General features: G+C 73.6%; 18 protein-coding genes. 3 read left to right on the forward strand and 15 right to left on the reverse strand.

Features of this window, described 5'->3' with window-relative positions:
- Positions 1–160: 160 nt before the first annotated feature.
- Positions 161–616 carry a MarR family winged helix-turn-helix transcriptional regulator gene (locus tag ACSU6M_RS34040; protein ID WP_437075679.1) on the reverse strand — a complete coding sequence of 152 codons (456 nt, stop codon included), beginning with the start codon at positions 614–616 and terminating at the stop codon, positions 161–163.
- A 167-nt stretch (positions 617–783) separates the two neighbouring features.
- Between ACSU6M_RS34040 and ACSU6M_RS34045 the strand changes: the two genes are divergently transcribed.
- Positions 784–1,608: an NmrA family NAD(P)-binding protein gene (locus ACSU6M_RS34045; protein WP_437075626.1), complete on the forward strand. Its 825-nt coding sequence runs from the start codon at positions 784–786 to the stop codon at positions 1,606–1,608.
- Positions 1,609–1,906: 298 nt separating this feature from the next.
- On the opposite strand, the gene ACSU6M_RS34050 is transcribed toward ACSU6M_RS34045, so the two are convergent.
- The 5 genes from ACSU6M_RS34050 to ACSU6M_RS34070 all read right to left on the reverse strand — a co-directional run bounded on the left by ACSU6M_RS34050 (position 1,907) and on the right by ACSU6M_RS34070 (position 7,632).
- Positions 1,907–3,295 (reverse strand): FAD-binding oxidoreductase, encoded by a 1,389-nt coding sequence (locus ACSU6M_RS34050; RefSeq protein WP_437075628.1) that lies wholly within the window; start codon positions 3,293–3,295, stop codon positions 1,907–1,909.
- A gap of 261 nt (positions 3,296–3,556) precedes the next feature.
- A complete protein-coding gene (locus ACSU6M_RS34055) occupies positions 3,557–4,474 on the reverse strand; it encodes an alpha/beta hydrolase (protein WP_437075630.1) in 918 nt (305 codons plus the stop codon).
- 59 nt (positions 4,475–4,533) lie between these two features.
- Positions 4,534–5,163 (reverse strand): NADPH-dependent FMN reductase, encoded by a 630-nt coding sequence (locus tag ACSU6M_RS34060; RefSeq protein WP_437075631.1) that lies wholly within the window; start codon positions 5,161–5,163, stop codon positions 4,534–4,536.
- A 35-nt stretch (positions 5,164–5,198) separates the two neighbouring features.
- Positions 5,199–6,017 carry an SDR family oxidoreductase gene (locus ACSU6M_RS34065; RefSeq protein ID WP_437075634.1) on the reverse strand — a complete coding sequence of 273 codons (819 nt, stop codon included), beginning with the start codon at positions 6,015–6,017 and terminating at the stop codon, positions 5,199–5,201.
- 76 nt (positions 6,018–6,093) lie between these two features.
- On the reverse strand, positions 6,094–7,632 hold the full coding sequence (locus ACSU6M_RS34070) for an acyl-CoA dehydrogenase family protein (protein WP_437075636.1): 1,539 nt from the start codon (positions 7,630–7,632) through the stop codon (positions 6,094–6,096).
- Between the two features lie 126 nt (positions 7,633–7,758).
- Between ACSU6M_RS34070 and ACSU6M_RS34075 the strand changes: the two genes are divergently transcribed.
- Both ACSU6M_RS34075 and ACSU6M_RS34080 read left to right on the forward strand, forming a co-directional pair.
- Complete coding sequence (locus tag ACSU6M_RS34075) at positions 7,759–9,288, forward strand: MFS transporter (protein WP_437075638.1); 1,530 nt, start codon at positions 7,759–7,761, stop codon at positions 9,286–9,288.
- A gap of 105 nt (positions 9,289–9,393) precedes the next feature.
- Positions 9,394–10,014 (forward strand): TetR family transcriptional regulator, encoded by a 621-nt coding sequence (locus ACSU6M_RS34080; RefSeq protein ID WP_437075681.1) that lies wholly within the window; start codon positions 9,394–9,396, stop codon positions 10,012–10,014.
- Positions 10,015–10,556: 542 nt separating this feature from the next.
- Here ACSU6M_RS34080 and ACSU6M_RS34085 read toward each other — a convergent pair.
- From ACSU6M_RS34085 to ACSU6M_RS34125, 9 genes are all read right to left on the reverse strand, one after another.
- Complete coding sequence (locus ACSU6M_RS34085) at positions 10,557–11,567, reverse strand: acyltransferase domain-containing protein (protein WP_437075639.1); 1,011 nt, start codon at positions 11,565–11,567, stop codon at positions 10,557–10,559.
- 78 nt (positions 11,568–11,645) lie between these two features.
- Positions 11,646–11,843 carry an acyl-CoA carboxylase epsilon subunit gene (locus ACSU6M_RS34090; protein WP_437075641.1) on the reverse strand — a complete coding sequence of 66 codons (198 nt, stop codon included), beginning with the start codon at positions 11,841–11,843 and terminating at the stop codon, positions 11,646–11,648.
- Between the two features lie 100 nt (positions 11,844–11,943).
- The gene (locus tag ACSU6M_RS34095) at positions 11,944–13,488 is read right to left on the reverse strand and encodes an acyl-CoA carboxylase subunit beta (protein ID WP_437075643.1); all 1,545 of its coding nucleotides are present in this window, start codon (positions 13,486–13,488) and stop codon (positions 11,944–11,946) included.
- Complete coding sequence (gene fabD, locus ACSU6M_RS34100) at positions 13,488–14,453, reverse strand: ACP S-malonyltransferase (RefSeq protein WP_437075645.1); 966 nt, start codon at positions 14,451–14,453, stop codon at positions 13,488–13,490. The genes ACSU6M_RS34095 and fabD overlap by 1 nt, the downstream gene beginning before the upstream one ends.
- Positions 14,454–14,500: 47 nt before the next feature.
- Positions 14,501–16,903, reverse strand: a complete 2,403-nt coding sequence (locus tag ACSU6M_RS34105) for an SDR family oxidoreductase (RefSeq protein WP_437075646.1) — start codon at positions 16,901–16,903, stop codon at positions 14,501–14,503.
- Positions 16,900–18,156 carry an NAD(P)/FAD-dependent oxidoreductase gene (locus tag ACSU6M_RS34110; RefSeq protein WP_437075683.1) on the reverse strand — a complete coding sequence of 419 codons (1,257 nt, stop codon included), beginning with the start codon at positions 18,154–18,156 and terminating at the stop codon, positions 16,900–16,902. The genes ACSU6M_RS34105 and ACSU6M_RS34110 overlap by 4 nt, the downstream gene beginning before the upstream one ends.
- Before the next feature lie 2 nt (positions 18,157–18,158).
- Positions 18,159–19,499, reverse strand: a complete 1,341-nt coding sequence (locus ACSU6M_RS34115; RefSeq protein WP_437075648.1) for an FAD-dependent oxidoreductase — start codon at positions 19,497–19,499, stop codon at positions 18,159–18,161.
- A 47-nt stretch (positions 19,500–19,546) separates the two neighbouring features.
- A complete protein-coding gene (locus ACSU6M_RS34120; protein WP_437075650.1) occupies positions 19,547–19,750 on the reverse strand; it encodes a ferredoxin in 204 nt (67 codons plus the stop codon).
- A 43-nt stretch (positions 19,751–19,793) separates the two neighbouring features.
- Positions 19,794–20,978, reverse strand: coding sequence for a cytochrome P450 (locus ACSU6M_RS34125; RefSeq protein ID WP_437075652.1), 1,185 nt, complete (start codon positions 20,976–20,978; stop codon positions 19,794–19,796).
- Positions 20,979–20,982: the final 4 nt, after the last annotated feature.

Raw genomic sequence — 20,982 nt, forward strand, 5'->3', positions numbered from 1 at the left:
AAAATTGACAGTCGCGGGCGCTGCCGCCATCCGTGCGCGCATCCGGTGCGGGAAGGGACCCGCGGCCGGCGGGAAGCTCAGCCGCCGCGTGAATGCCGTCGTGGCTCAGCCGCCGCGTGTACGCCGCCCTGGCTCAGCCGCCGCGTGCAAGCGCCCTGGCTCAGCCGCCGTTGCTCAGCCGGTGGTCGAGCACCCGCTGCAACAGGGCCGTCAGCTGCTTGCGCTCCGCGGGCGCCAGGGGGGTCAGGAGGCTGTCCTGCACCTCGGCCAAGGCGTGTTCGATGCGCTTGAGCTGCCGTACTCCGGCCTCAGTGATCGTGATGGTGTTGCGCCGCCGGTCCGCGGTGTCCACGTCGCGCACCACCAGACCGCCGCCGGCGAGCTCGTTGACCGCCTCCACGATGTAGCTGCGGTCGATCCCGCAGCGCCGGCCCAACTCGGCCTGGCTGAGCGGGCCGAACTCGTCGAGCGACGCCAGGAGCGCGAAGTCGTACCGCCGGGCGTCCACGGAAGTCAGCGCCTGGGAGACCAGACGGGCCGCGTGGGTGGCGATCTGGGTGACGAGCCAGCTGGGCGTGGCCTGCAGCCGGGCCGGAGCGTGGGAGATCGCCTTCATGGTCACCGCAACACCGTACCAAGGGCGGACCGGGGTTAACTGTTGGTCAGACCCACGAACATGATACGTTGGTCAGGTCAACGATTTGGGTGCGCCGCCGGGCCTGCCGCGTCGCCGTCCCGCCCGTCGCCCATCCCGCCGTCGCCCTGCCTGTTGGGAGCGAGTTCATGATTCTGGTCACCGGCGCCACCGGTAACGTCGGCCGCAATGTCGTACTGCAGTTGCTGGAGGCGGGCGAGACGGTCCGGGCCCTCACGCGTGACCCCGAGAAGGCGGCGTTTCCCGCAGAGGTGGAAGTGGTCGCCGGAGACATCGCCGACCCGCAGAGCCTGCCGCCCGCGCTGAAGGGGGTGGACCGGGCCTTCCTGTTCCCCGTCTTCGGGCAGCTCGACGGCTTCCTGGACGTCGCCAAGGCATCCGGTGTGGAGCACATCGCCATGCTGTCGTCGTCGGCCATCGAGTTCGACGACCCCGGATTCATCGGCCAGGTGCATCTGGAGTGCGAGAACGCGGTGACGGGCTCCGGCATCCCGCGCACGTTCGTGCGGGCCGGCCTGTTCATGCTCAACGACCGCGGCTGGGCGCCGCAGATCCGGGCGACGGGCGTGGTGCGCACGGCGTACGGCACGGCCGCGGCCGCCCCCGTCGACGAGCGGGACATCGCCGCGGTGGCGACCGCCTCGCTGCTGGACCCGCGGGACGGCAGTGTGCACAGCCTCACCGGCCCCGAGTCCCTGACCCAGATCGACCGCGTCCGGATCATCGGCGAGGTGCTCGGCAAGCCGGTGGCGTTCGAGGAGCTGTCCCGCGAGGAGGCGTTGAGCCACCTCGTCCAGCAGATGCCGCCGGACGCCGCCGAGTTCCTGCTGGACCAGCTCGCCTCCTGGCAGGGCGTCACCGCCGAGGTGCTGCCCACGGTCGAGCAGGTCACCGGCCGCCCCGCGCACACCTACGCGCAGTGGGTCGAGCACCACGTGGCCGACTTCTCCTGACGCGCGTCACCGCGGCCCCCGGCTGAGTCACGGGGTCGCGGGGTCGCGGAGTCGCGGAGTCGCGGCGTGAGAAAACACGGCCAGGAAAATCGCGGTGTGCGTGCCGAGCGGACGATTCCGCCGTCACGTACACCGCCCTTTTCCATGCCGGAAAAACCTCCGTGAGCCTTTTTCGTCGGGCCCTGGCGGCCTGGCCCGACAAACCTGATGCCCGGATGCGCGTGGCGCGCATCCGGGCATCGGAGGAACAGCGGGAACAGAGGAAACTGCGGTGGCGGGGAAATCCCGCCGCCGCGTTTCAGGAATGGTCGGCCGGAGGAATGTTGTGGTTGATCCGGAACATGTTCCCCGGGTCGTGCGCCGCCTTGATCCGCCGCAGCCGCGCGTAGTCCTCCGGGGCGTAGCCGCGGGCGACGTCCTCGACCGCGCTGTCGCTGCTGAACATGAAGGTCGGCAGCAGCCGTCCCGTGTCCCACCGGGCCAGCGAGTCGATCACCCGCTGCTCGGCCTTGCGGGCCCGCTCGGCCGCCTCCGTCCCCGGCTGCGCCGGCATGCTCATGAACAGGTGGAAGCCGGCCTCGGGCACACCGAGAGCGCTGGGCACGGCCCCGGGCCGGGACAGCGCGCCGCCCAGATGACGGATCTCGACGCCTCCGGGCGGCAGGTGGCCGTGGTCGTGCCCGGCCACGTCCAGCAGGGCCTGCACCGCCGCCGCGTCCACGTCCCGCAGCAGGGCCGTCCGGGCCCAGGCCGGGGTCGGGCGGGGCGGGTCGAGGTAGATCTCGCCGACGCGGGTGTACGCCATGTCCTCGACGACGTCCCGCTCGGGGCCGAGCGCGCGCAGCGGCGCGACCAGCCGTTCCCCCTCCTCGGGCGTACCGGTGAAGGCGATCCGCACATGGATCAGGAACTTCCCGCGGTTGTGCTCGGGAACCGCCGGCAGATCCGGGAAGCGCAGCAGGATGACGGAGGAGGTCATCTCCTCCGGCTGGCCGCTCAGCCAGTCGAAGTACGCGGGCAGCACCTCGGCGGCCCGGCTGCCGGGGAAGAACAGGCCGCCGCCGTAGACGCGGGTCACCGGCACCAGGTCGATCTCGGCGGCGGTGACCACGCCGAAGTTGCCCCGGCCGCCGCGTACCGCCCAGAACAGGTCCGGCTCGCTGTCGGGGGTGACCGTGCGTACGTCGCCGTCCGCCGTGACCAGGTCGAAGGAGCGCACGCGGTGCGTCGCGAAACCGTAGGTGCGGCCCAGGACGGGCAGTCCGCCGCCGGTCAGGTAGCCCATGACGCCGACGGTGGGAGAGGAGCCGTTGAGCGGAGCCAGGCCGGCCTTCGCGGTCTGCGCCACCACGTCGCCCCAGACCAGACCGGCGCCGATGCGTGCGGTGCGGGCCGTGGCGTCGACCGACAGCTCCTTCATCCGCCGGGTGTTGACGACCACCGCGCCGTCGGCCGGTACGGAGGCGCCGTGCCCGGCGGCGAGGACGGCGACCGGGGCACCGGCCCCGGAGGCGTACCGCACGGCGGCGGCGACGTCCGCCGCCGACTCGGCGAGTACCACCGCAGAGGGTGCGTGGGCCACCGAGAGATTCCAGCCCGAGTGCTCCTCCTGGAACCCCTCGTCCTCGGGGAACAGGGTCCGGCCGGCCAGTTCGGCGGGCAGTCCTCCGGGGGAATGGATGCTCACGTCCAACCCTTTCTCTCTGCACGAAAAATCGGCCCGCAGACGTGTCCGTGATGCGGACCGCGGGGCGGACTCGATTTTCATCGTACTGTTCGGCCGTCGCTCCGAGAAAGGAAGTGGGGTGGTTTTCCGGACAGCTTCGGGTGTTTTTCCACCGGACGCCGAATGCGATGCGTTCGGGAATGTGTGCGCGGCGGAAACGGAGCGCGGACGAAACGGCCGCGCGGGAATCCGGACGGACACCGCCGGAATTCCGCGGCCGCCTCAGCCGACGGTCCGGCGCAGCAGGCACTCCTCCAGGAAGGCGAGCATCCTCAGGTGGTACGCCCGGGCCGCCCAGCCGAGGCTGATGTTGTGACCGGCGTCCGGCTGCCGGTCGACGCTGACGGGCGTGTGCCGCAGCAGTCGGGCGAGCTCGGACAGCGCCTGCGGATCGTGCCGCCAGCGCCGCTCGTGCTCGGCGAAGGTGAACCGGACGGGCACCCGCACCCGGGGGGCGAGCTGCTCCAGGGTCTTGGGCCAGGCGGGCAGTTCGGCCGCCTCGCGCGGGGGCATCGCGCTGCCCAGGGACTGCGCCAGGGTGAAGGTCCCCGGCGGGTAGAGGCCCAGCGGCCCCCAGTTGTTGCCGCGCAGCCTGCGCCTCCACAGCCCCGGCCCCGAGGTGTCCGCCTCGCCGGTGAACCGGTGGCCGCAGCCCGACACCGCGAGCCCGGCGAGCGGCAGTTCGTGGTGCCGGGCCGCGAGGGTCAGCGCCACCTTGCCGCCGTAGGAGTGCGCGAGGACGAACAGGGGCGTCCCGGTGGGTTGGGAGCCGAGGAAACCGGTCACCGCCCGGCTCAGCACGGCCGCCTGTTCCACCAGCGGCAGCCCCTCGGGCAGCCGCGCGGCCGACTGCCCGTAGCCCGGCCGGTCCACGGCGAGCACGGTCAGGCCGAGCTCGGCGCCGAGGGTGAGCAGGGACAGGCCGGGGGCGGCGGTCTGATGGAAGTAGCCGGCGCGCATACCGCCGCCGGGCACGGCCAGCACGACGGCGCGCGGCGCCTGCCGGCGGGGCTCGGCCAGCAGAGCGGACAGCCGAAGCCCACCGGACTTGAGGACGATCTCGCGCACCGCGGGGGACGAGGACCCGGCGGCAGACGCCGGGCGGCCGCGGCTGCGGACACCGACGGACGGCGACGACATGGTGGGACTCCTCCTGGGAGAAGGGTGCGAAGGAACGCCCGCGGCGCGACCGGGGGCCCTCATGCCGGCCGGGGCGCGGCGGACACCGCGGGGGTGCGGGCCCCGTGCGGATAGGGGTGGTGGACGCGGCCCTCCCGCAGCACCCTTCCCCACCAGTCCAGTTCGGCGAGGAGCAGCCGGGCCGCGGCCGTGCTGCCGACCGGGTCCGCGGGCCGGCCGTCGGCGTCGAAGAGCTGTCCCACGCCGTGGAAGCTGACCCCGTCCCGCACCGGCACCGCGTGCACCTCGCCGAAGACCTGCCGCAGCTGCTCGACCGCCCGCAGCCCGCCGGAGCGGCCCCCGTAGGAGACGAAGCCGACCGGCTTGGCCTGCCACTCGCTGTCGTGCCAGTCGACCGCGGTCTTCAACGTGGCCGGAAATGAGCGGTTGTACTCGGGGGTGACCACGACGAACACGTCCGCGCGGTCCAGCCGCGGGGTCAGACCCGCCAGGACCTCGCGGACCTCCGGCGGCGGCACCGCCACCGGTTCCGCGGGCAGCGGGTACTCGGCCAGGTCGACGACGTCCGTCTCCAGACCGTCGCACCGTCGCGCCGCCTCGGCGAACCAGCGGGCGACGGCCGTGCCGCTCCGTCCCGGCCTGCCGCTGCCGACCAGGACGGCCAGCCGCAAGGGGTCGTACCACATCATCAGCCTTTCCACGACGGGGCGTACGGGCGGGGCGGTCAGGTGAAGTCGGCGACGTGGTCGGCCGCCCACTCGGCGAAGCCGCGGGCGGGCCTGCCGAGGTAGGGCTCGATCGGCGAGATCTCGTGCGGGCGGTCGACCAGGGCCGCGAACATGCGCAGCCGGGCCTCCACGGCGGCGGGCGGGATGCCCACCTCGGCCATCTCCTTGCGGGCCTCGTCGTGGCTGATCTCCTCGAACCGCACCGGCTTGCCGATCGCCTCGCCGATGATCCGGGCCCGGTCCGCGTAGGTGATGGACTCCGGGCCGCTGAACATCGGCTTGACGCCGAGCAGTTCGTCGGTGAGCAGGGCACGGGCCGCGAGGTCGGCGATGTCCCGCTCGTGCACCGGGGCCGAGTGGGCCCGGGCGAAGGGGCCGCGGGCCACTCCGGAGGTGCGGATCTGCTCCTTCCACTCCAGCGCGGTCACCGCCAGCCCGCCGGCGGGCTGCAGGGCGGTCCACTCCAGACCGGACTCCTCGATCTGACGTTCCAGGTCGCGGTGGCGTACGGCGATGGAGTTCTTCGGGTCGTCGTCGCGGGCCGAGTAGGAGGACAGGGCGACGATGCGCCGCACGCCGTGCTCCCGGGCCCGGCGGATCACCTCGGCCGGGCCCTGCGGGAACGCGGCGAGGACGAAGAAGACCGCCTTGACGTCCTTCATGGGCAGCTCGTCGGTGCGCGCCACCTCCACGCCCTCGGGCAGCCGGGCCCGGTCCGGGTCGCGGGTCAGCGCGCGCACGCTCACCCCGGCCTTGAGCAGGAGGTCGACGAGAGGGCGGCCAACGTGTCCGGTGGCGCCGGTGACCAGTATCACGGGTGTCTCCCAGGTGAGTTCGTCGGTGTCCGGGGTCGATGCGGCGGCGGGCGCCGCGGGGATTCGCCGGGTGGCGTCAGCCCGTCAGGCCGCGCGTGTAGTCCAGGCCGGCGGGCTCGAACTGCACGACGGCGTGGCTGGCCACCGAGCGCACATCGCGCCAGAACCGCTGCAGCGGGTGCCGGTCGTCCTGGGCCCGGGTGCCGCCGGCCCGCAGCAGCGCGTCCACCGCCTCCACCAGCAGTTCCAGGGCGAGCGCCGCGTCACGGCGGCTGCGGCGGACGAGCACGGGGTTGAGCCGTCCGGTGTCGGCGGTCTCGGCGACCCGCAGCAGCAGCAGCTGGGCCGCGTCGATCAGGCCGGCGGCGCGGGCGTAGCCGATCTGATACGCCTGCCCGGATGCCTCGCGCGGGCCGGTCGCGGGGACCGTGGTGGCGGGGGCCGCGGCCCGCAGGGCGCCCAGTGCCGCGCCGAGCGCCGGCGCCACGAAGGTCAGGCCGTTGACCGCCAGGGTGGGCAGCGGCGGACCGGACACGCCCACCACCCGGCCCTTCATCGCGTCCTCGCGCAGGCAGGTGCGGTACTCCGGAACCAGGACGTCGTCCAGCACGAGGGTGTGGCTGCCGGTGCCCCGCATGCCGAGCGAGTGCCAGGTGTCCCGGTGGCCGAAGTCCGCGCGGGGCACCAGGAAGAACCGCAGCGGTCCGCCGCCCTGTCCGGGCGGGCCGGCGGGGGCGGGACCGGCCAGCAGGGCCCAGTCGGCGTACTCGACACCGCTGACGAACGTCCACTCGCCGGACAGCCGCCAGCCGCCCTCGACCGGTACGGCCGTGCCGAGCGGCTTGTTGACCACGCACACCCGGGCGTCGGGCCCGTCCGCCCAGACCTCGGCCTGCGCCTTCTCGGGCAGACAGGCGACGTACCGGGCGGCGAACGCGAACAGCGAGGCCAGCCAGGCCGTGGAGGCGCAGTCGGCGCCCAACACCGCGAGGTGGCGCACCAGTTCGGCGTACCCGCGCGGCTCCCCGCCGCGCTCGCGCGGTACGAACCAGCGGGCGAACCCGGCCGAGGTCAGGGCCTCGACCACCTCCGGCGTCACACGCCGGCCGGTGTCCGCCGGGCCGGCCTGCGCCGCGGCCAGCACCGCCGCGTCCCGCACCGGCGCCGGCGGCCAGGGGGCCGGGTCGGCGGCGGCCGGTTCGGGCCGCTCGGCCAGCAGGTCGCGCCCCTGCGGGCTCTGCAGCGCCGCTTTCGTCTCGAAGGACGTGAGGTGGACGAGGGCGCCGTCGGGGGAGTGCACCGTGGCGGGTCCGGAGCCGGTGTAGGAGTCGCCCTCGCGTACGGCGTCGACCGTGACGCGGACGTGTCCGGGCATGCCGGTGACGGCCGGGTCGAGGGTCTCGATGAAGGAGTACGCGAAGCCCCGGTCGGTCGGCCGCCAGGTGCCCCGGCCGCTGCTGAACGGCGTGACCAGGGTGACGGTCCCGTCGGGCAGGAAGGAGATCGTGAACGGGTCCGACTGCCCGTCGTGGTCGGCCGTGCCGGTCCACACCCCGACCGGGGCCGAGGGCGAGCCGAGGGCGGAGTCGGCGGAGTCGTGGATGCCTGTCGTCATGCTGACCATCCCTAGAAAAAGTACAAGCGGTCATTTATGATCGGGCGTACATTTTTTGGCTCCCGTGTGGTCCCGGGAATTCCTGCGCCGGGCCGGGAGGGGTCCCACCGGAAGAGTGGAGGAGCTATGTCCGTGGACGACCGGCCCGTGGCCGCCGAGGCGGCACCCGGGCAGCCCGGCGGACGGCAAGGCTTAGTCCTGGCGGTCCTCGCCACGGCACAGGTCATGATCATTCTGGACAGCACGATCATGAACATCGCGCTGCCCAGCATCCAGCGCGATCTCGGCGTCAGCAGCGGCGCCCTCGCCTGGATCGTCACCGCGTACGTGCTGTCCTTCGGCGGCCTGCTGCTGATCGGCGGACGCGCCGGTGACATCTACGGCCGCCTGCGGGTGTTCCGCCTCGGCATCGTCGTCTTCACCCTGGCCTCCCTCGTCGGCGGCCTCGCACCGAACGAGGGCGTGCTCATCGCCGCCCGCGCCGCCCAGGGACTCGGCGGCGCCCTCGTCTCCCCGGCCGTCGTCGCGCTGATCGCGGCGAACTTCCCCGAGGGACCCGCACGCAACCGGGCCATGGGCGTGTACGGCTCGATGAACGGCGTCGGCTCCACCCTCGGCCTGCTGCTCGGCGGCGTGCTCACCGCCTACCTGGACTGGCGCTGGGTGCTCCTCGTCAACGTGCCCGTCGGCGCCGCCGTGGTCTGGGGCACCCGGCTGCTGCGCGACCCCGGCCGGCACACGGGCCGCCTCGACGTGCCCGGCGCGGTCACCGGCACCATCGGCCTGACCTCCCTGGTGTACGGACTCACCCGCGGCGGCGAGGAAGGCTGGTCGGACGCGGTGGCCGTCGCCTCGCTCGGCAGTGCCGCCGTCCTGCTCGCCGTGTTCCTCGCGGTCCAGGCGCGCAGCGGCCACCCGATGATGCCGCTGCGGCTGCTGCGCGACCGCAACCGCAGCGGCGGCTACGCCACGATGCTGCTCATCGGCGCGGGCATGTTCGCGATGTACTACTTCCTCACCCTGTACATGCAGCAGATCCTCGGCTACTCCGCGATGCGCACCGGACTGGCGTATCTCCCGCTGAGCCTCGGCATGTTCGTCTCCGGCGGCTTCCTCGCCCCACGCCTGGTGGGCCTGCTGCCCACCCGGGCCGTGACCGGGCCGGGACTGGCGCTCAGCGCGCTCGGCGTGCTGTGGCTCGGCACCCTGACGCCGGACTCGGCGTACCTCACCCACCTCGCCCCGGCGATGCTGATGACCTCGGTCGGGCTCGGCCTGTGCTTCATGCCGCTGACGGTCCGCATCGTCAGCGGCGTCCCCCCGCAGGAGACCGGCATCGCCGCCGGGGTCCTCACCACGGCGAGCCAGGTGGGCGGCGCCGTGGGGCTGGCCTTCCTGCCGGGCATCGCCACGGCCACGGCCGAGGACCGGCTGGCGGGCGCCCCGGACGCCCTGCTGCGGGCCCTCGCCACCGACGACCAGGGGCTGCTGAGCCGGGCGGCCGACGCCCTCACCCACGGATACGGCACGGCGTTCCGCGTCGTGGCCGTCCTGTACGCCGTGGCCCTGGTGACCGTCGTGGCCGTGGTCACCGCCAAGGGGCCGCGGGCCGCCCGGCCGGAAGAACAGCCCGCGCAGCAGCGGGCGCAGGCATAGCCACCGCGGCGGCACCACCCAGCAACCGTCCCCGGACAAGGAGGCAGCGCAGTGATCTCCCGCGTCGACGAAACACCCCAGCACAAGCCGACGGCGAGCACCCCGATGGTGGTGCCGCGGCCCGACGGCAAGGGTGAGCGCACTCGTCGCCGCATCCTCCTCGCGGCCCGCCGCGTCTTCGGCGAGTACGGCTACGAGCGGGCGACCATCCGCCTGATCGCCGAGGCCGCCGACGCGCACAAGTCGTCCGTGATGCAGTACTTCGGCACCAAGGAGCAGCTGTTCAGGGAGGCGGTCCACTTCGAGATCCCGATCGACGAGCTGACCACGCCGGACCCGGTGAGCAGTGCGGAGAACTACCTGCGCACCATGCTGGGCCGGTGGGCGACCAGCCCGGACAGCCCGATGGCGGTCCTGGTGCGCACCAGCATGACCAGTGAGATGGCGGCCGAGGAGCTGCGCCGACTGGTCACCGACCAGTCCACCGAGGCCATCGCCCAGCACATCGACCTGCCCGACGCGCGGGTCCGGGCCGGCCTGTTCTCCGTGATCATGTTCGGCATCGCCAGCGGACGCTACCTGCTGCGCATCCCCGACGTCAGCGAGCCGGACCTGGAGGACATCGTCCGGGTGGCCGCGCCGGTGATCCGCACCCTGATCGCCGGCGAGGACAAGCCGGAGAACTCCTGCACGACGGCCCAGCAGGAGGCGTCCGAGCAGGACTGAGACACGCCGGGCCCGCGCCACGACCACGGCACGCGCCCGGCCCCTCCGCACCGGCCGGAGCGCCCCGCCTCCGCGACTGCGGCGCGCGGCCGGTGCGTTCGGGCCGGGTCAGGGTGCCCCGCTTCCGGGACCGTGGCACGTGGCCGCCCCCTTGGCACCGGCCGGGGTTGCCCCGCCTCCGTGACTGCGGCGCGTGGCCGGTGCGTTCGGGCCGGGTCAGGGTGCCCTGCCTCCGGGACCGTGGCACGTGGCCGCCCCCTTGGCACCGGCCGGGGTTGCCCCGCCTCCGTGACTGCGGCGCGTGCCCGGCTCGTTCGCACCGGCCGGGGCGCCCTGCCTCCGTGACCGCGGAGCATGCTCGGCCCGTTCGCACCAGCCGGGGCGCCCTGCCTCCACAACTGCGCCGCACGCCCGCCCCGTTCCCGCCGATCCAGGCGCCCCGCCTCCGCAACCGCGCCGCGCGCCCGCCGGCGTCCCCGCCGACCAGGCGCCGGCCCCCGTGGCGCCACCTCCGGGGCGCCCCTTCCCTGGCGCCCCCTCCGTCAGCCCCGGCCCGCCGTCACCCGGCCGTCCGTCGCGCCGAGCCGTGCCAGTCGGTCCAGCGCCGTCTGCCAGGCGCCCCAGCAGTCCTGGCGTTCGTCGGGGAGCATGCAGACCACCTCGCTGCGGCCGGAGCGGACGGCCGGGTGCCGGCGGGCCGGCGCGGACAGGGACATGCCCGGTCCCGTCTCGACGAGGAGGTGGTCACCGGAATCCAGCAGCTTCGACAGAGCCTCCCAGTACAGCACCGGCTCGGCCATCTGACCGGCCCAGAAGGCCGGGTCCACGGCCTCGCGTGCGGTGACCGTCCGACCGGTGCGCGCCGAGAGGATCGGGATCCGCGGCGGATGCAGCGGCTCCGCGGCCACCGCCTCCTGGAACGCGAGCGCCGCCTCCCGCAGCGCCGGCGAGTGCCACGGCTCGGTCGCCCGGACCCGCCGGGCCACCAGACCGGCGGCGCGCAGCGCCTGCTCGGTGCGCGCCAAGGACGCTTCGGGCCCGGCCAGGATCGTCTGCGTGGGCGCGTTGACCGCGCCGACGGCCACGCCGTGCCGTACGTCCTGCGCATCGAGCCACGGCCGTATCCGCTCCGGCGCGGCGGCGACGGCGAGCATGCCGCCGGCGGGCGCCGCGGACAGCGAGCCCGAGCGGGCCAGCAGGATGCGGGCCGCGCTCGGCAGGTCGAAGACACCGGCCAGAGCCGCCGCGGCCAGCTCGCCGATGCTGTGCCCGAGGAGCACCGCCGGGCGCAGCCCGAGCTGCTGCAGGACCCGGCCGACGCCGTAGCCGATGGCGAACAGCAGCGGCTGCGCCCGCCGCCCGTCGTCCAGCGGCAGCGCCGGCGCGTCACCGAGCCAGTCCTCACGGATCTGCGCGCCCGGCCGGCCCATCAGATCCAGCACCTCGTCCACGGCGACACGGAAGAGGGGCTCTCGTTGGTACAGCGGTACCGCCATGCGCGGGTACTGCGCCCCCTGACCGGGGAGCAGCAGCGCGACGGGACGTTCGGCCATGGGGGTCTCCGTCACAGGTCTGGGAGAAGGGTGAAGGCGCGGGCGCAACAGGGCCGCGGGCGCGGGAACGGACGGCCCTCAGTGCCGCCAGCTGCGCGGTGAGCCGTACCCGGCGCGCCGCTCGGGCCGCTGCCAGCGGACGGCCGGCGGGTGCGCCCGCTCGGGCGGCCCGTCCGCGCCGGCCAGTGCCAGCAGCAGGGCGAGGACCGCGGCGATCTCCTCCCGCGCGGCGTGTCCCCGCTCGACACGCAGGACGTCTGCGACGGCCGTCGACATCGTGAACTCCTTTCAGGGGCGGGCCCCTTGGGACCGCGGGGCCCGCGGGACACATACGCGGGCGGCTCGGCGTGCGGGCCGCCGCACGGCGCGGGCGTGCTCACTGCGGCGGATTGCCGTGCTTGCGGTGCGGCAGTTCCGCGTGCTTGGTGCGCAGCATGTGCAGCGACCCGATCAGGATCCGGCGGGTCTCGGACGGGTCGATCACCTCGTCGATCAGCCCGCGCTCGGCGGCGTAGTACGGGTGCATCAACTCGGTCCGGTACTCCTTGACCCGCCGGGCGCGCACCGCCTCCGGGTCGTCGGCCTCGGCGATCTGCCGCCGGAAGATGACGTTGGCGGCGCCCTCCGCGCCCATCACGGCGATCTCGTTGGTGGGCCAGGCGTAGGTGAGGTCCGCCCCGATGGACTGGGAGTCCATGACGATGTAGGCGCCCCCGTATGCCTTGCGCAGCACCAGGGAGATCCGGGGCGTGGTCGCGTTGCAGTACGCGTACAGGAGTTTGGCGCCGTGCCGGATGATGCCGCCGTGCTCCTGGTCGACGCCGGGCAGGAAGCCCGGCACGTCCAGCAGCGTGACGATCGGGATGTTGAAGGCGTCGCACAGCTGCACGAACCGCGCGGCCTTCTCGGACGCGTGGATGTCCAGCACGCCCGCCAGCACCTGCGGTTGGTTCGCGACGATGCCCACGACCTGGCCGTCCAGCCGGGCCAGCGCGCAGATGATGTTGCGCGCCCAGCGGTCGTGGACCTCGAGAAGCTCGCCGTCGTCGACGATCTCCTCGATCACCGCCCGCATGTCGTACGGCCGGTTGCCGTCCTCCGGCACCAGCTCCAGCAGTGCGTCGGTACGCCGGTCGGGCGAGTCCGACGACACGGTCATCGGGGGCAGTTCGCGGTTGTTGGACGGCAGCAGGGACAGCAGGTAGCGCACCTCGGCCAGGCAGGTCTCCTCGTCGTCGTGGACGAAGTGGGCGACCCCGGAGGCCGCGGCGTGCACATCGGCGCCGCCCAGCCCGTCGTGACCGATCTCCTCGCCCGTGACGGCCTTGACGACGTCCGGGCCGGTGATGAACATCTGCGAGGTGCCCCGCACCATGAACACGAAGTCCGTCAGCGCGGGGCTGTAGGCCGCACCGCCGGCGCACGGACCCAGCATCACACTGATCTGCGGGATCACACCCGAAGCCCTGGTGTTGCGCTGGAAGATCCCGCCATAGCCGGCGAGCGCCGAGACGCCCTCCTGGATACGCGCACCCGCACCGTCGTTCAGCGACACCAGCGGAGCCCCGGCCGCGATGGCCATGTCCATGATCTTGTGGATCTTCGTCGCATGGGCCTCACCCAGCGCACCACCGAAGATCCGGAAGTCATGCGCGTACACGAAGACCGTCCGGCCGTCCACCGTGCCCCAGCCGGTGATCACACCGTCGGTGTACGGCCTCTTCGTCTCCAGCCCGAAACCGGTCGCCCGGTGCCGGCGCAGCGACTCCACCTCGTGGAAGGAACCCTTGTCCAGCAGCAGACCGATCCGTTCGCGGGCGGTCAGCTTGCCCTTGGCGTGCTGCGCCTCAGTGGCCCGCTCGCTCGGCCCGCGCAACACCTGTTCGCGCAGCGCCTGCAGTTCCGCAACTCGGGAGAACATCAGGCGGCTCCCTCGGCCGCCGGCCGCACCAGGGCGTTCACGGTCGTCTTCATCTGCTGCGCGTCCGTGGTGCGCAGCGTCGTCACGCCGGGCTCGATCCGCGTGCACAGGCCGCTGAGCGCCTTGCCCTGGCCCACCTCCACGAACCGGTCCACACCGGCGGCCGTCATGTGCCGCACCGCGTCCGTCCACAGCACCCGCCCGGTGAGCTGGGCCTGCAGGCACTGTCTGGCCTCGGCCCCGCTGGTGACCAGGGTCCCGCCGGTGCCCGAGTACAGCGGCACCGCCGGGTCGCAGAACTCCACCTCCGCCAGCGCCGCGGCGAACTCCGGGGCCACCCGGCCCATCAGACTGCAGTGCGCCGGGCCGCCGATGCGCAGCACGACCACCCGGTCGGCGCCCGCCGTGCCCACCAGCTGCACCAGCCGGTCCACCCCGGCCACCTGCCCGGAGACGACCACCTGGGTCGGGTCGTTGTGGTTCGCGATCTCCACCACACAGGCCGTCTCCTCGGCCGCCTGCGTGCACAGCTCCTCCACCTGAGGCAGTGTCAGGCCCAGTACGGCCGCCATGCGGCCCGGCACGGACTCGGTCACCGACGCCATCAGCTCGCCACGCACCTGCACCACGCGCAGCGCGTCCCTCCAGTCCAGCACGCCCGCACACACCAGGGCCGCGAACTCGCCCAGGCTGTGCCCGGCGACCGCGTCCGGCGCGGCCCCATGGGACCGCAGCACATCGAGCGCGGCCACGCTGGTCAGCAGCATGGCCGGCTGGGTGACGCGCATGTCGGCCAGTGCCTCGGCCGGGCCCTCGAAGCACAGTGTGGTGATCGGCATGCCGAGCAGTTCGTCGGCGGGCGCGTAGTAGGTGTCGATCAGATACGGCCACTGCTTGGCGAGGTCGAGCCCCATGCCCACCCGCTGCGAGCCCTGGCCCGGAAAGACGAAAGCGGTCCTGCCCATGCTGGTTCTCCCTGGTGAACGTGTCGGTGGAGCGTGGGCCGGCCAGGTCACAGAAGCGTGCCGCCGGTGGCGTCGACGAAGGCACCCGTGATCCAGCGGGAGGCGTCGGAGGCGAGGAAGGCGACGACGTCCGCGATGTCCGACGGTTCGCCCACGCGGTTGAAGGCGGACAGCTGGGCCATGAACTGCACGGCCTGCGGATCGTCGAAGATCTCGCCGCCGTTGTTCGTCACCCCGGGGGCCACGCTGTTGACGGTGATGCCGCGCCCGGCCAGGTGCTTGGCGTAGTGCCGGGCCATGGTCTCCACGGCACCCTTGGTCATCGCGTACGCGATCTCCTCGGGGTTGGCGAACCGGGTGAGCCCCGAGGTGATGTTGATGATCCGGCCGCCGTCGCGCAGGGTGCGCAGCGCCCGCTGGACGATGAAGAACGGCGCCTTGGCGTTGACCGCCACCAGCCGGTCGAAGAGCTCGGGTGTGGTGTCCTCCGGGGAGACACCGCCCATGATTCCGGCGTTGTTGACGACGATGTCCAGCTCGACCCCGCCGGTGTGCTCCTTCAGGCCCTCCTCGACCCCGTCGAAGAGGGCGTCGACGTCACCGGCCGCGCCCAGCGTCGCGCGGACCGCGAAGGCACGCCCCCCGCCGGCCCGGATACCGCTCACGGTGTCCTCGGCGGCCTCCTTGTTCCGGGCGTAGTGCACCACGACCAGCGCGCCCTCGGCGGCCAGCCGTTCGGCCACGGCCCGGCCGATGCCCCGGCTGGACCCGGTCACCAGGGCCGTCTTGTTCTCCAGCGTTCCCATCTTCTGCCTCCTGGATGGTGGGACGTGTGCCGATGTGCCGGCCGGGCCGGCAGCCGTGCGCTCGGCCGGGCGGGCGGTCCGTGCGCCGCCCGGCGCGGCACGTCCTTTCGCGCCGGCCACGGTGTCCAGCGCGCGGGGTGCGCCGAACCAGCGGCGCAGCGCGTCGAGGGCGGCCGCGGGGCCCTCCGCGCGCGCCCAGGCGATGTGCCCGTCGGGCCGCACCAGGACGGCACCGAGCCGGGCCGGCTCGCTGTCGGGGGCCGCACCGGCCACGACGACCCGCACCCGGTCGGCCCACAGCGCGGCCTGGGCGCGCAGCTCCGCATGGCCGGGCGCGTCGGGGTCGGTGTCGATCAGCAGACCGCTGCCCGCGCGCAGCAGCTGCGTCGTCGAGGTGACCGCGCCCGGTCCGGTGACCAGCTCCGCCGGTGCCAGCCGGGCTCCGGACCAGGGCCGGTCGGACGCACCGGCAGCACCGGCACTGCGCAGGTCCACCCCGCTGATCCGGCCCGCGAGCTGGCGCACCGCACTGTCGTGGCGCAGCAGTTCGGCGAGGACGGTGCGCAGTGCGCTCACCTCGCCGCCGCCGAGCAGGACCGCCGACTGTGCCGCGATGTTGTCCAGCACCTGCCGCCCGACGGCGTGCCGTTCCTCGTGGTAGGTGTCGAGCAGCCTCTCGGGCGCCCGGCCGGCCACCTCGGCGGCCAGCTTCCAGCCCAGGTTGGCCGCATCCTGTAGACCCAGGTTGAGGGCCTGGCCGCCGACGGGCATCTGCACGTGCGCGGCGTCCCCGGCGAGCAGGACCCGGCCCATGCGGTAACGGTCAGCCTGCCGCCGGGCGTCCCCGAAGGCGTTCACCCACAACGGCGTGCCCGAACCGATGTCCTCGCCCGTGACCTCCCGCCACACGGCGACGACCTCGGCGAACTCCGGCTCGGCGGTGCGCCGCACCGCGGGCCTGCCGAACCGGTGCACCATGACCCGGGTCACGCCGTCCGGTCGGCGGCCCGCGATGGCCAGCCCGTCCGGGAACCGTTCGAAGCGGCGGTCCGGGATGTCGATCCCGGCCACGTCCGCGCGCAGCAGCTCCCGTGTGGCGTCGACGCCGGGGAACGCGAAGGCGGCCAGCCGCCGCACCGTGCTGTCCTCGCCGTCGCACCCGACCAGATAGGCGCAGCCGATCCGCAGCGTGCGCCCTTCGGCGGTGCGCACACCGGCCAGCACCCGGTCGCCGTCCTGGGTCAGCGCGACCAGCTCGTGCCCGGCCCTGACCTCGGCGCCCAGCTCGGTCGCCCACTCCAGCAGCACCTCACGGGTGCGGGTCTGCGGCACCTTCCACTGGCCGGCGTACGCACTGTCGACGCCGCCCAGATCCATCGGGATGCCGCCGAAGTGGCCGCGCGGGTCGCACGGCGGCATCGGGCCGATGCGGTCCAGCAGGCCGCGCTGGTCGAACAGTTCCATCGTCCGGGCGTGCAAGGTGGTGGCCCGCGACTCCTGCGACGGCTCGGTCAGCCGCTCCAGCACCACGACGTCGGCGCCGCCCAGCCGCAGCTCCCCGGCGAGCAACAGCCCGACGGGCCCCGCGCCCACCACGACGACCTGGGTGTCCAGCGGCGCCCGCGGATCTGTCGTACCACTCATCTCGAACCCCCGTTCAGTGCCGCGGTCCGCCGGCCGTCGCCGGTGGCGCCGGACTCCCGGCGGGCCGCGTGGTCCAGTGCCTCGGGCCACGTCGCGCGGGCGCGCAGCAGCTGCCGGTAGCGGGCGACCTCGCCGCGCCGGTCGACGGCCAGCACCCCGGTGAGCCGGTCGCCCGTGCCGAGCAGGGCGACGAAACGCCGCGCGGCCGGATCTCCGACGATGACGGTGCGGTCGGCACCGGGGACCCCGAGGAACTGGATCCGCACCCCGTACCAGTCCGACCAGAAGTACGGCACCGTCGCGCACTCCCCGCGCCCGAGGCCCAGCGCGTTGCGGGCGGCCAGGGCACCCTGCTCGGCCGCGCTGGTCCAGTGCTCAAGGCGCATGGACCGGTCGAACAGCGGGTTGTGCCAGCGCAGCACGTCGCCGGCCGCGTACACGCCGGGCACGCCGGTGGCCAGGTCGCTGCCGCACACCACGCCGTCGTCCAGCGCGACCCCGCTGCCGCGCAGCCACCCGACGGCCGGATCCGCCCCGATGCCCACGACCACCAGGTCGGCCGGCAGCACGGTGCCGTCCCGCAGCACCACACGCTCCACCCGGCCGGCGCCCTCGACCCGCTCGACGACGGCCCCGCACCTGAGCGTGCTGCCCGCGTCGGCGTGCAACCCGGCCAGCAGCGCGCCGAGCCCGGGACCGACCGAACGGCTCAGCGGCGACGGCTGCGCGTCCAGCAACGTCACCTCGGCACCCAGCCGCCGGGCGGCCGAGGCCACCTCGGCACCGACGAACCCGGCGCCCACCACCACGACCCGGCGGGCCGTGCGCAGCTCGCGGCGCAGCGCCGACGCGTCCTCCAGCGTGCGCAGCGTGTGCACACCGGCCGGGGGCACGGGCCCCGGCAGCCGCCGGGCGCGTACCCCGGTGGCGATGACCAGCCGGTCGTAGGGCACCGCCGTGTCCCCGACGCGGACGGTGCGGGCGGCGGCGTCCAGCCCGGTGGCGGGCCGGCCCAGCAGCAGACGGACGCCCAACTCGTCGGCGTAGGAGGCCGGTTCGCGGTAGTACGGGACCGCGGGTGCGGCGGCCTGCGGATCGGCGAGGAAGGACTTGGAGAGCACCGTGCGGTCGTAGGGCAGATGCGGCTCGGCGCCGATCAGGGTCACCTCGCCCGCGAACCCCGCCTCCCGCGCGGCCTCCACCGCCCGCAGCCCGGCCAGCGACGCGCCCACCACGACCAGGCGGCGCGGCACACTCACCGCACGCCCCGCACGGCCGACGTGCGCAGCACCCGCAGCAGCACCGACGGGCGCAGCAGCGCCGTGCCCGGATCCACCAGCGACAGCACCCGGATCAGGACATGACTGACCTCGGCGTCCTGCGCCGCGGCCCGCTGCACCAGCCCGCTGTAGGACTGGATGATCCGGGTGCGCAGCGAACGCCGGCCCCGCACACCGGGGAACCGCAGGTCGTTGACGGCGTTGGTGTCCCACACCGGACCGACCGCCCGCCGCGCCAGATCCCGCAGATAGGGCAGCGGCGCCGGATGGCCGCCCCGGCGCAGATGCTCGCGCAGCACCTCGGCGCCCAGCGCGGCCACCGTCATGCCCTGCGCGTAGACGGGGTTGAAGCTGCACACCCCGTCCCCGGCGACCAGCAGCCGGTCCGGGAAGCGCGCCATACGCTCGTAGCGCCGTCTGACACTCACCGGGAAACGGTGGGCGACCGGGTCGTCCAGCGGTTCGGCGAGCTGCGTCAGCTCATGGAGATCCGGCACCGGCAGCGACTTCAGGAACGCCTCGAACTCGGCCGGCTCGGCGGACGGAACGTCCCCCAGAACGCCGTTGACGGTCACCTGGACCCGCCCGTCCTCGATGTGCGCGCAGATCCCGCCCCGCGGATTGTCCGGAGTGCCGATCACCACGACCGCCCGGCCGTGGTGATCGACACCCTGCCGCAGCCGGTACTGGCGGGTGGCGTAGCCCACCCCGATCTCCAGCCGGTCGGTGGCCACCTCCGGGTAGCCGAGCTCGGTCAGCCAGACCGGCGTACGGCTGCCGCGGCCCATGGCGTCGACCACCAGGTCGGCAGAGAACTCCCGCTCGGCGCCGCCGTCCCGTCCGCGCACCACCGCACCGGTCACCCGCACCCCGTCCGGTGTGGTCGTCAGACCGGTGACCTCATGGCCGTCCACGATCGCCACCCCCGGCAGCGCCCGGACCCGCTCCCGGATGTGGGCCTCCAGGAACGGCCGGCTGGCCGCCAGCGTCACCAGCTCGCTGCGCCTCTTGCGCAGCCCCAGCTCCCCGAAGTACCAGTCGCCGCCGGCGACCGTGTCGTTGACCCGGGCCCCGGCCGCCGTCATCTCATCGGTCAGGCCGGGAAACAGCGACTCCAGGATCACCAGACCCCGGGCCTGCAGGCCGTGGATCTGCCGGCCCTGCGGAACACCGCGCCGGGCGGCGGTGCCCTCCAGCACATCGCGGTCGACCACCGTCACCCGCGGATACCGCTCGGACAGCACCCGCGCCGTCAGCAGCCCCGCGATGCTCCCGCCCAGGACCAGCGCGTGCTCACCGCTGTGCGCTGCCATCATGCTCACCTCCTCGCTCGCTGTGTCGCCTCTTGGGCGCCCGGCCCGCCTCACTCACCCCGGCTGCGCAGCGCCCCGATCGGGCACACCCGCACGGCGCTCGCGGCGGCCGCCTCCTGCTCCGCCGGCACATCGGCGGCGGTGTCGAACAGGACGTCGAGATCCCCCTGGTCGTCCAGCCGGAACAGCTCCGGCGCGGCCTCCTCGCACAGGCCGTGGCCCTCGCAGCGGGCCAGATCGACGGACAGCTTCATGACGGTGCGCTCCTAGTCGTCGATGCCTCGGGCCCGCCGCCGGTCAGGCGTGCAGGACCACCGGGAGGGACTCGATGCCCCGGATGGTGTTGTGCAGCCGCCACACCGGACGGCCGACCTCGATCCGCCGCACCTTGCGCAGCAGCGCGTCCATCAGCGAGTGGCCCTCCAGACGGGACAGGGCCTGACCCACGCAGCCGTGGATGCCGTGCCCGAAGCCGAGGTGCTCGGCCGCGTTGGGCCGAGTGATGTCGAAGGTCTCCGGCGCCTGCCAGTGCCGCTCGTCCCGGTTGGCCGACCCGTACAGCAGCAGCACCCGCGTGCCCGCGGACAGCGGCACACCGCCCAGCTCCCGGTCGACGGTGAGCAGCCGGGTGAAGCCCCGCAGCGGCGACTCCAGACGGACGATCTCGTTGAACGCGTTCGGCGCCAACTCGGTCCGCGCCCGCAGCAGTTCCCACTGGCCGGGATGGGAGCCGAACAGCCACAGCATGCTCGCCAGCGCACTGACGGAGGTGTCCATCGACGGCGCGAGGAAGTCACCGAGCAGCGCGGGCAGCAGCTCGTCGGCGATCTTGCCGGCCTGTGCGTCGGCGACCAGCTGCGCACCCCAGGTGCCCGGCCGCAGATTGCCCGGCACCGACATGCGGTGCAGGAACTCGCCCATCTCCTGCAGCTGCGGGAAACCCGCCATGGTCCGCTCGTTGAGCGGGCCGAAGGCGTTGAAGCCGGCCGAGGCCCACTCCAGAAGCCGCTCACGGCCCTCGTCCACCGGCCAGCCCAGCAGATCCGGCACGATGGCCAGCGGAAAGGCCTGCCCGAAATCGCGCACCGCGTCGAACTCGCCGCGCGCGACCAGCTCGTCCACCAACCGGTCCGCCCAGTCCGCGACATAGCCGTGCACCTCGCGCAGCGACTTCGGCGTCAGATGCCGGGCGACCAGCCCCCGCACAAGGTCGTGATAGGGCGGGTCGCTGGTCAGGCTGCTGCCGTGCTGCGCCTTGTTCAGCTGCTCGGTGATGCCGACGCCCTCACCGGAGATGAACGCCTCATGGTCGTGCAGCGCGTCGTAGACCTCCTGGTAACGGGCGACGGCGAACACCTGGTACTGGTCCAGGCGCACCACCGGGCCCAGGTCGCGCAGCGCACGATAAGGGCCGTACGGATCGAGGATCGACTCGTCCGAGTACGGGTCGATGTCGGAACGGGGGATGTCCGTGGTCAGCACGGGG

The sequence above is a fragment of the Streptomyces sp. enrichment culture genome, from assembly GCF_964272895.1.
Lineage (GTDB): Bacteria > Actinomycetota > Actinomycetes > Streptomycetales > Streptomycetaceae > Streptomyces.

Bases quoted from the DNA above. Each gene is read 5' to 3' on its own strand.
- ACSU6M_RS34045 (WP_437075626.1), top strand. From the start codon at position 784: ATGATTCTGGTCACCGGCGCCACCGGTAACGTCGGCCGCAATGTCGTA.
- ACSU6M_RS34120 (WP_437075650.1), bottom strand. From the start codon at position 19,750: ATGAAGCTGTCCGTCGATCTGGCCCGCTGCGAGGGCCACGGCCTGTGC.
- ACSU6M_RS34090 (WP_437075641.1), bottom strand. From the start codon at position 11,843: ATGTCGACGGCCGTCGCAGACGTCCTGCGTGTCGAGCGGGGACACGCC.
- ACSU6M_RS34105 (WP_437075646.1), bottom strand. From the start codon at position 16,903: ATGAGTGGTACGACAGATCCGCGGGCGCCGCTGGACACCCAGGTCGTC.
- ACSU6M_RS34080 (WP_437075681.1), top strand. From the start codon at position 9,394: ATGGTGGTGCCGCGGCCCGACGGCAAGGGTGAGCGCACTCGTCGCCGC.
- ACSU6M_RS34075 (WP_437075638.1), top strand. From the start codon at position 7,759: ATGTCCGTGGACGACCGGCCCGTGGCCGCCGAGGCGGCACCCGGGCAG.
- ACSU6M_RS34070 (WP_437075636.1), bottom strand. From the start codon at position 7,632: ATGACGACAGGCATCCACGACTCCGCCGACTCCGCCCTCGGCTCGCCC.
- ACSU6M_RS34085 (WP_437075639.1), bottom strand. From the start codon at position 11,567: ATGGCCGAACGTCCCGTCGCGCTGCTGCTCCCCGGTCAGGGGGCGCAG.
- ACSU6M_RS34055 (WP_437075630.1), bottom strand. From the start codon at position 4,474: ATGTCGTCGCCGTCCGTCGGTGTCCGCAGCCGCGGCCGCCCGGCGTCT.
- ACSU6M_RS34115 (WP_437075648.1), bottom strand. From the start codon at position 19,499: ATGATGGCAGCGCACAGCGGTGAGCACGCGCTGGTCCTGGGCGGGAGC.
- fabD (WP_437075645.1), bottom strand. From the start codon at position 14,453: ATGGGCAGGACCGCTTTCGTCTTTCCGGGCCAGGGCTCGCAGCGGGTG.
- ACSU6M_RS34040 (WP_437075679.1), bottom strand. From the start codon at position 616: ATGAAGGCGATCTCCCACGCTCCGGCCCGGCTGCAGGCCACGCCCAGC.
- ACSU6M_RS34095 (WP_437075643.1), bottom strand. From the start codon at position 13,488: ATGTTCTCCCGAGTTGCGGAACTGCAGGCGCTGCGCGAACAGGTGTTG.
- ACSU6M_RS34060 (WP_437075631.1), bottom strand. From the start codon at position 5,163: ATGATGTGGTACGACCCCTTGCGGCTGGCCGTCCTGGTCGGCAGCGGC.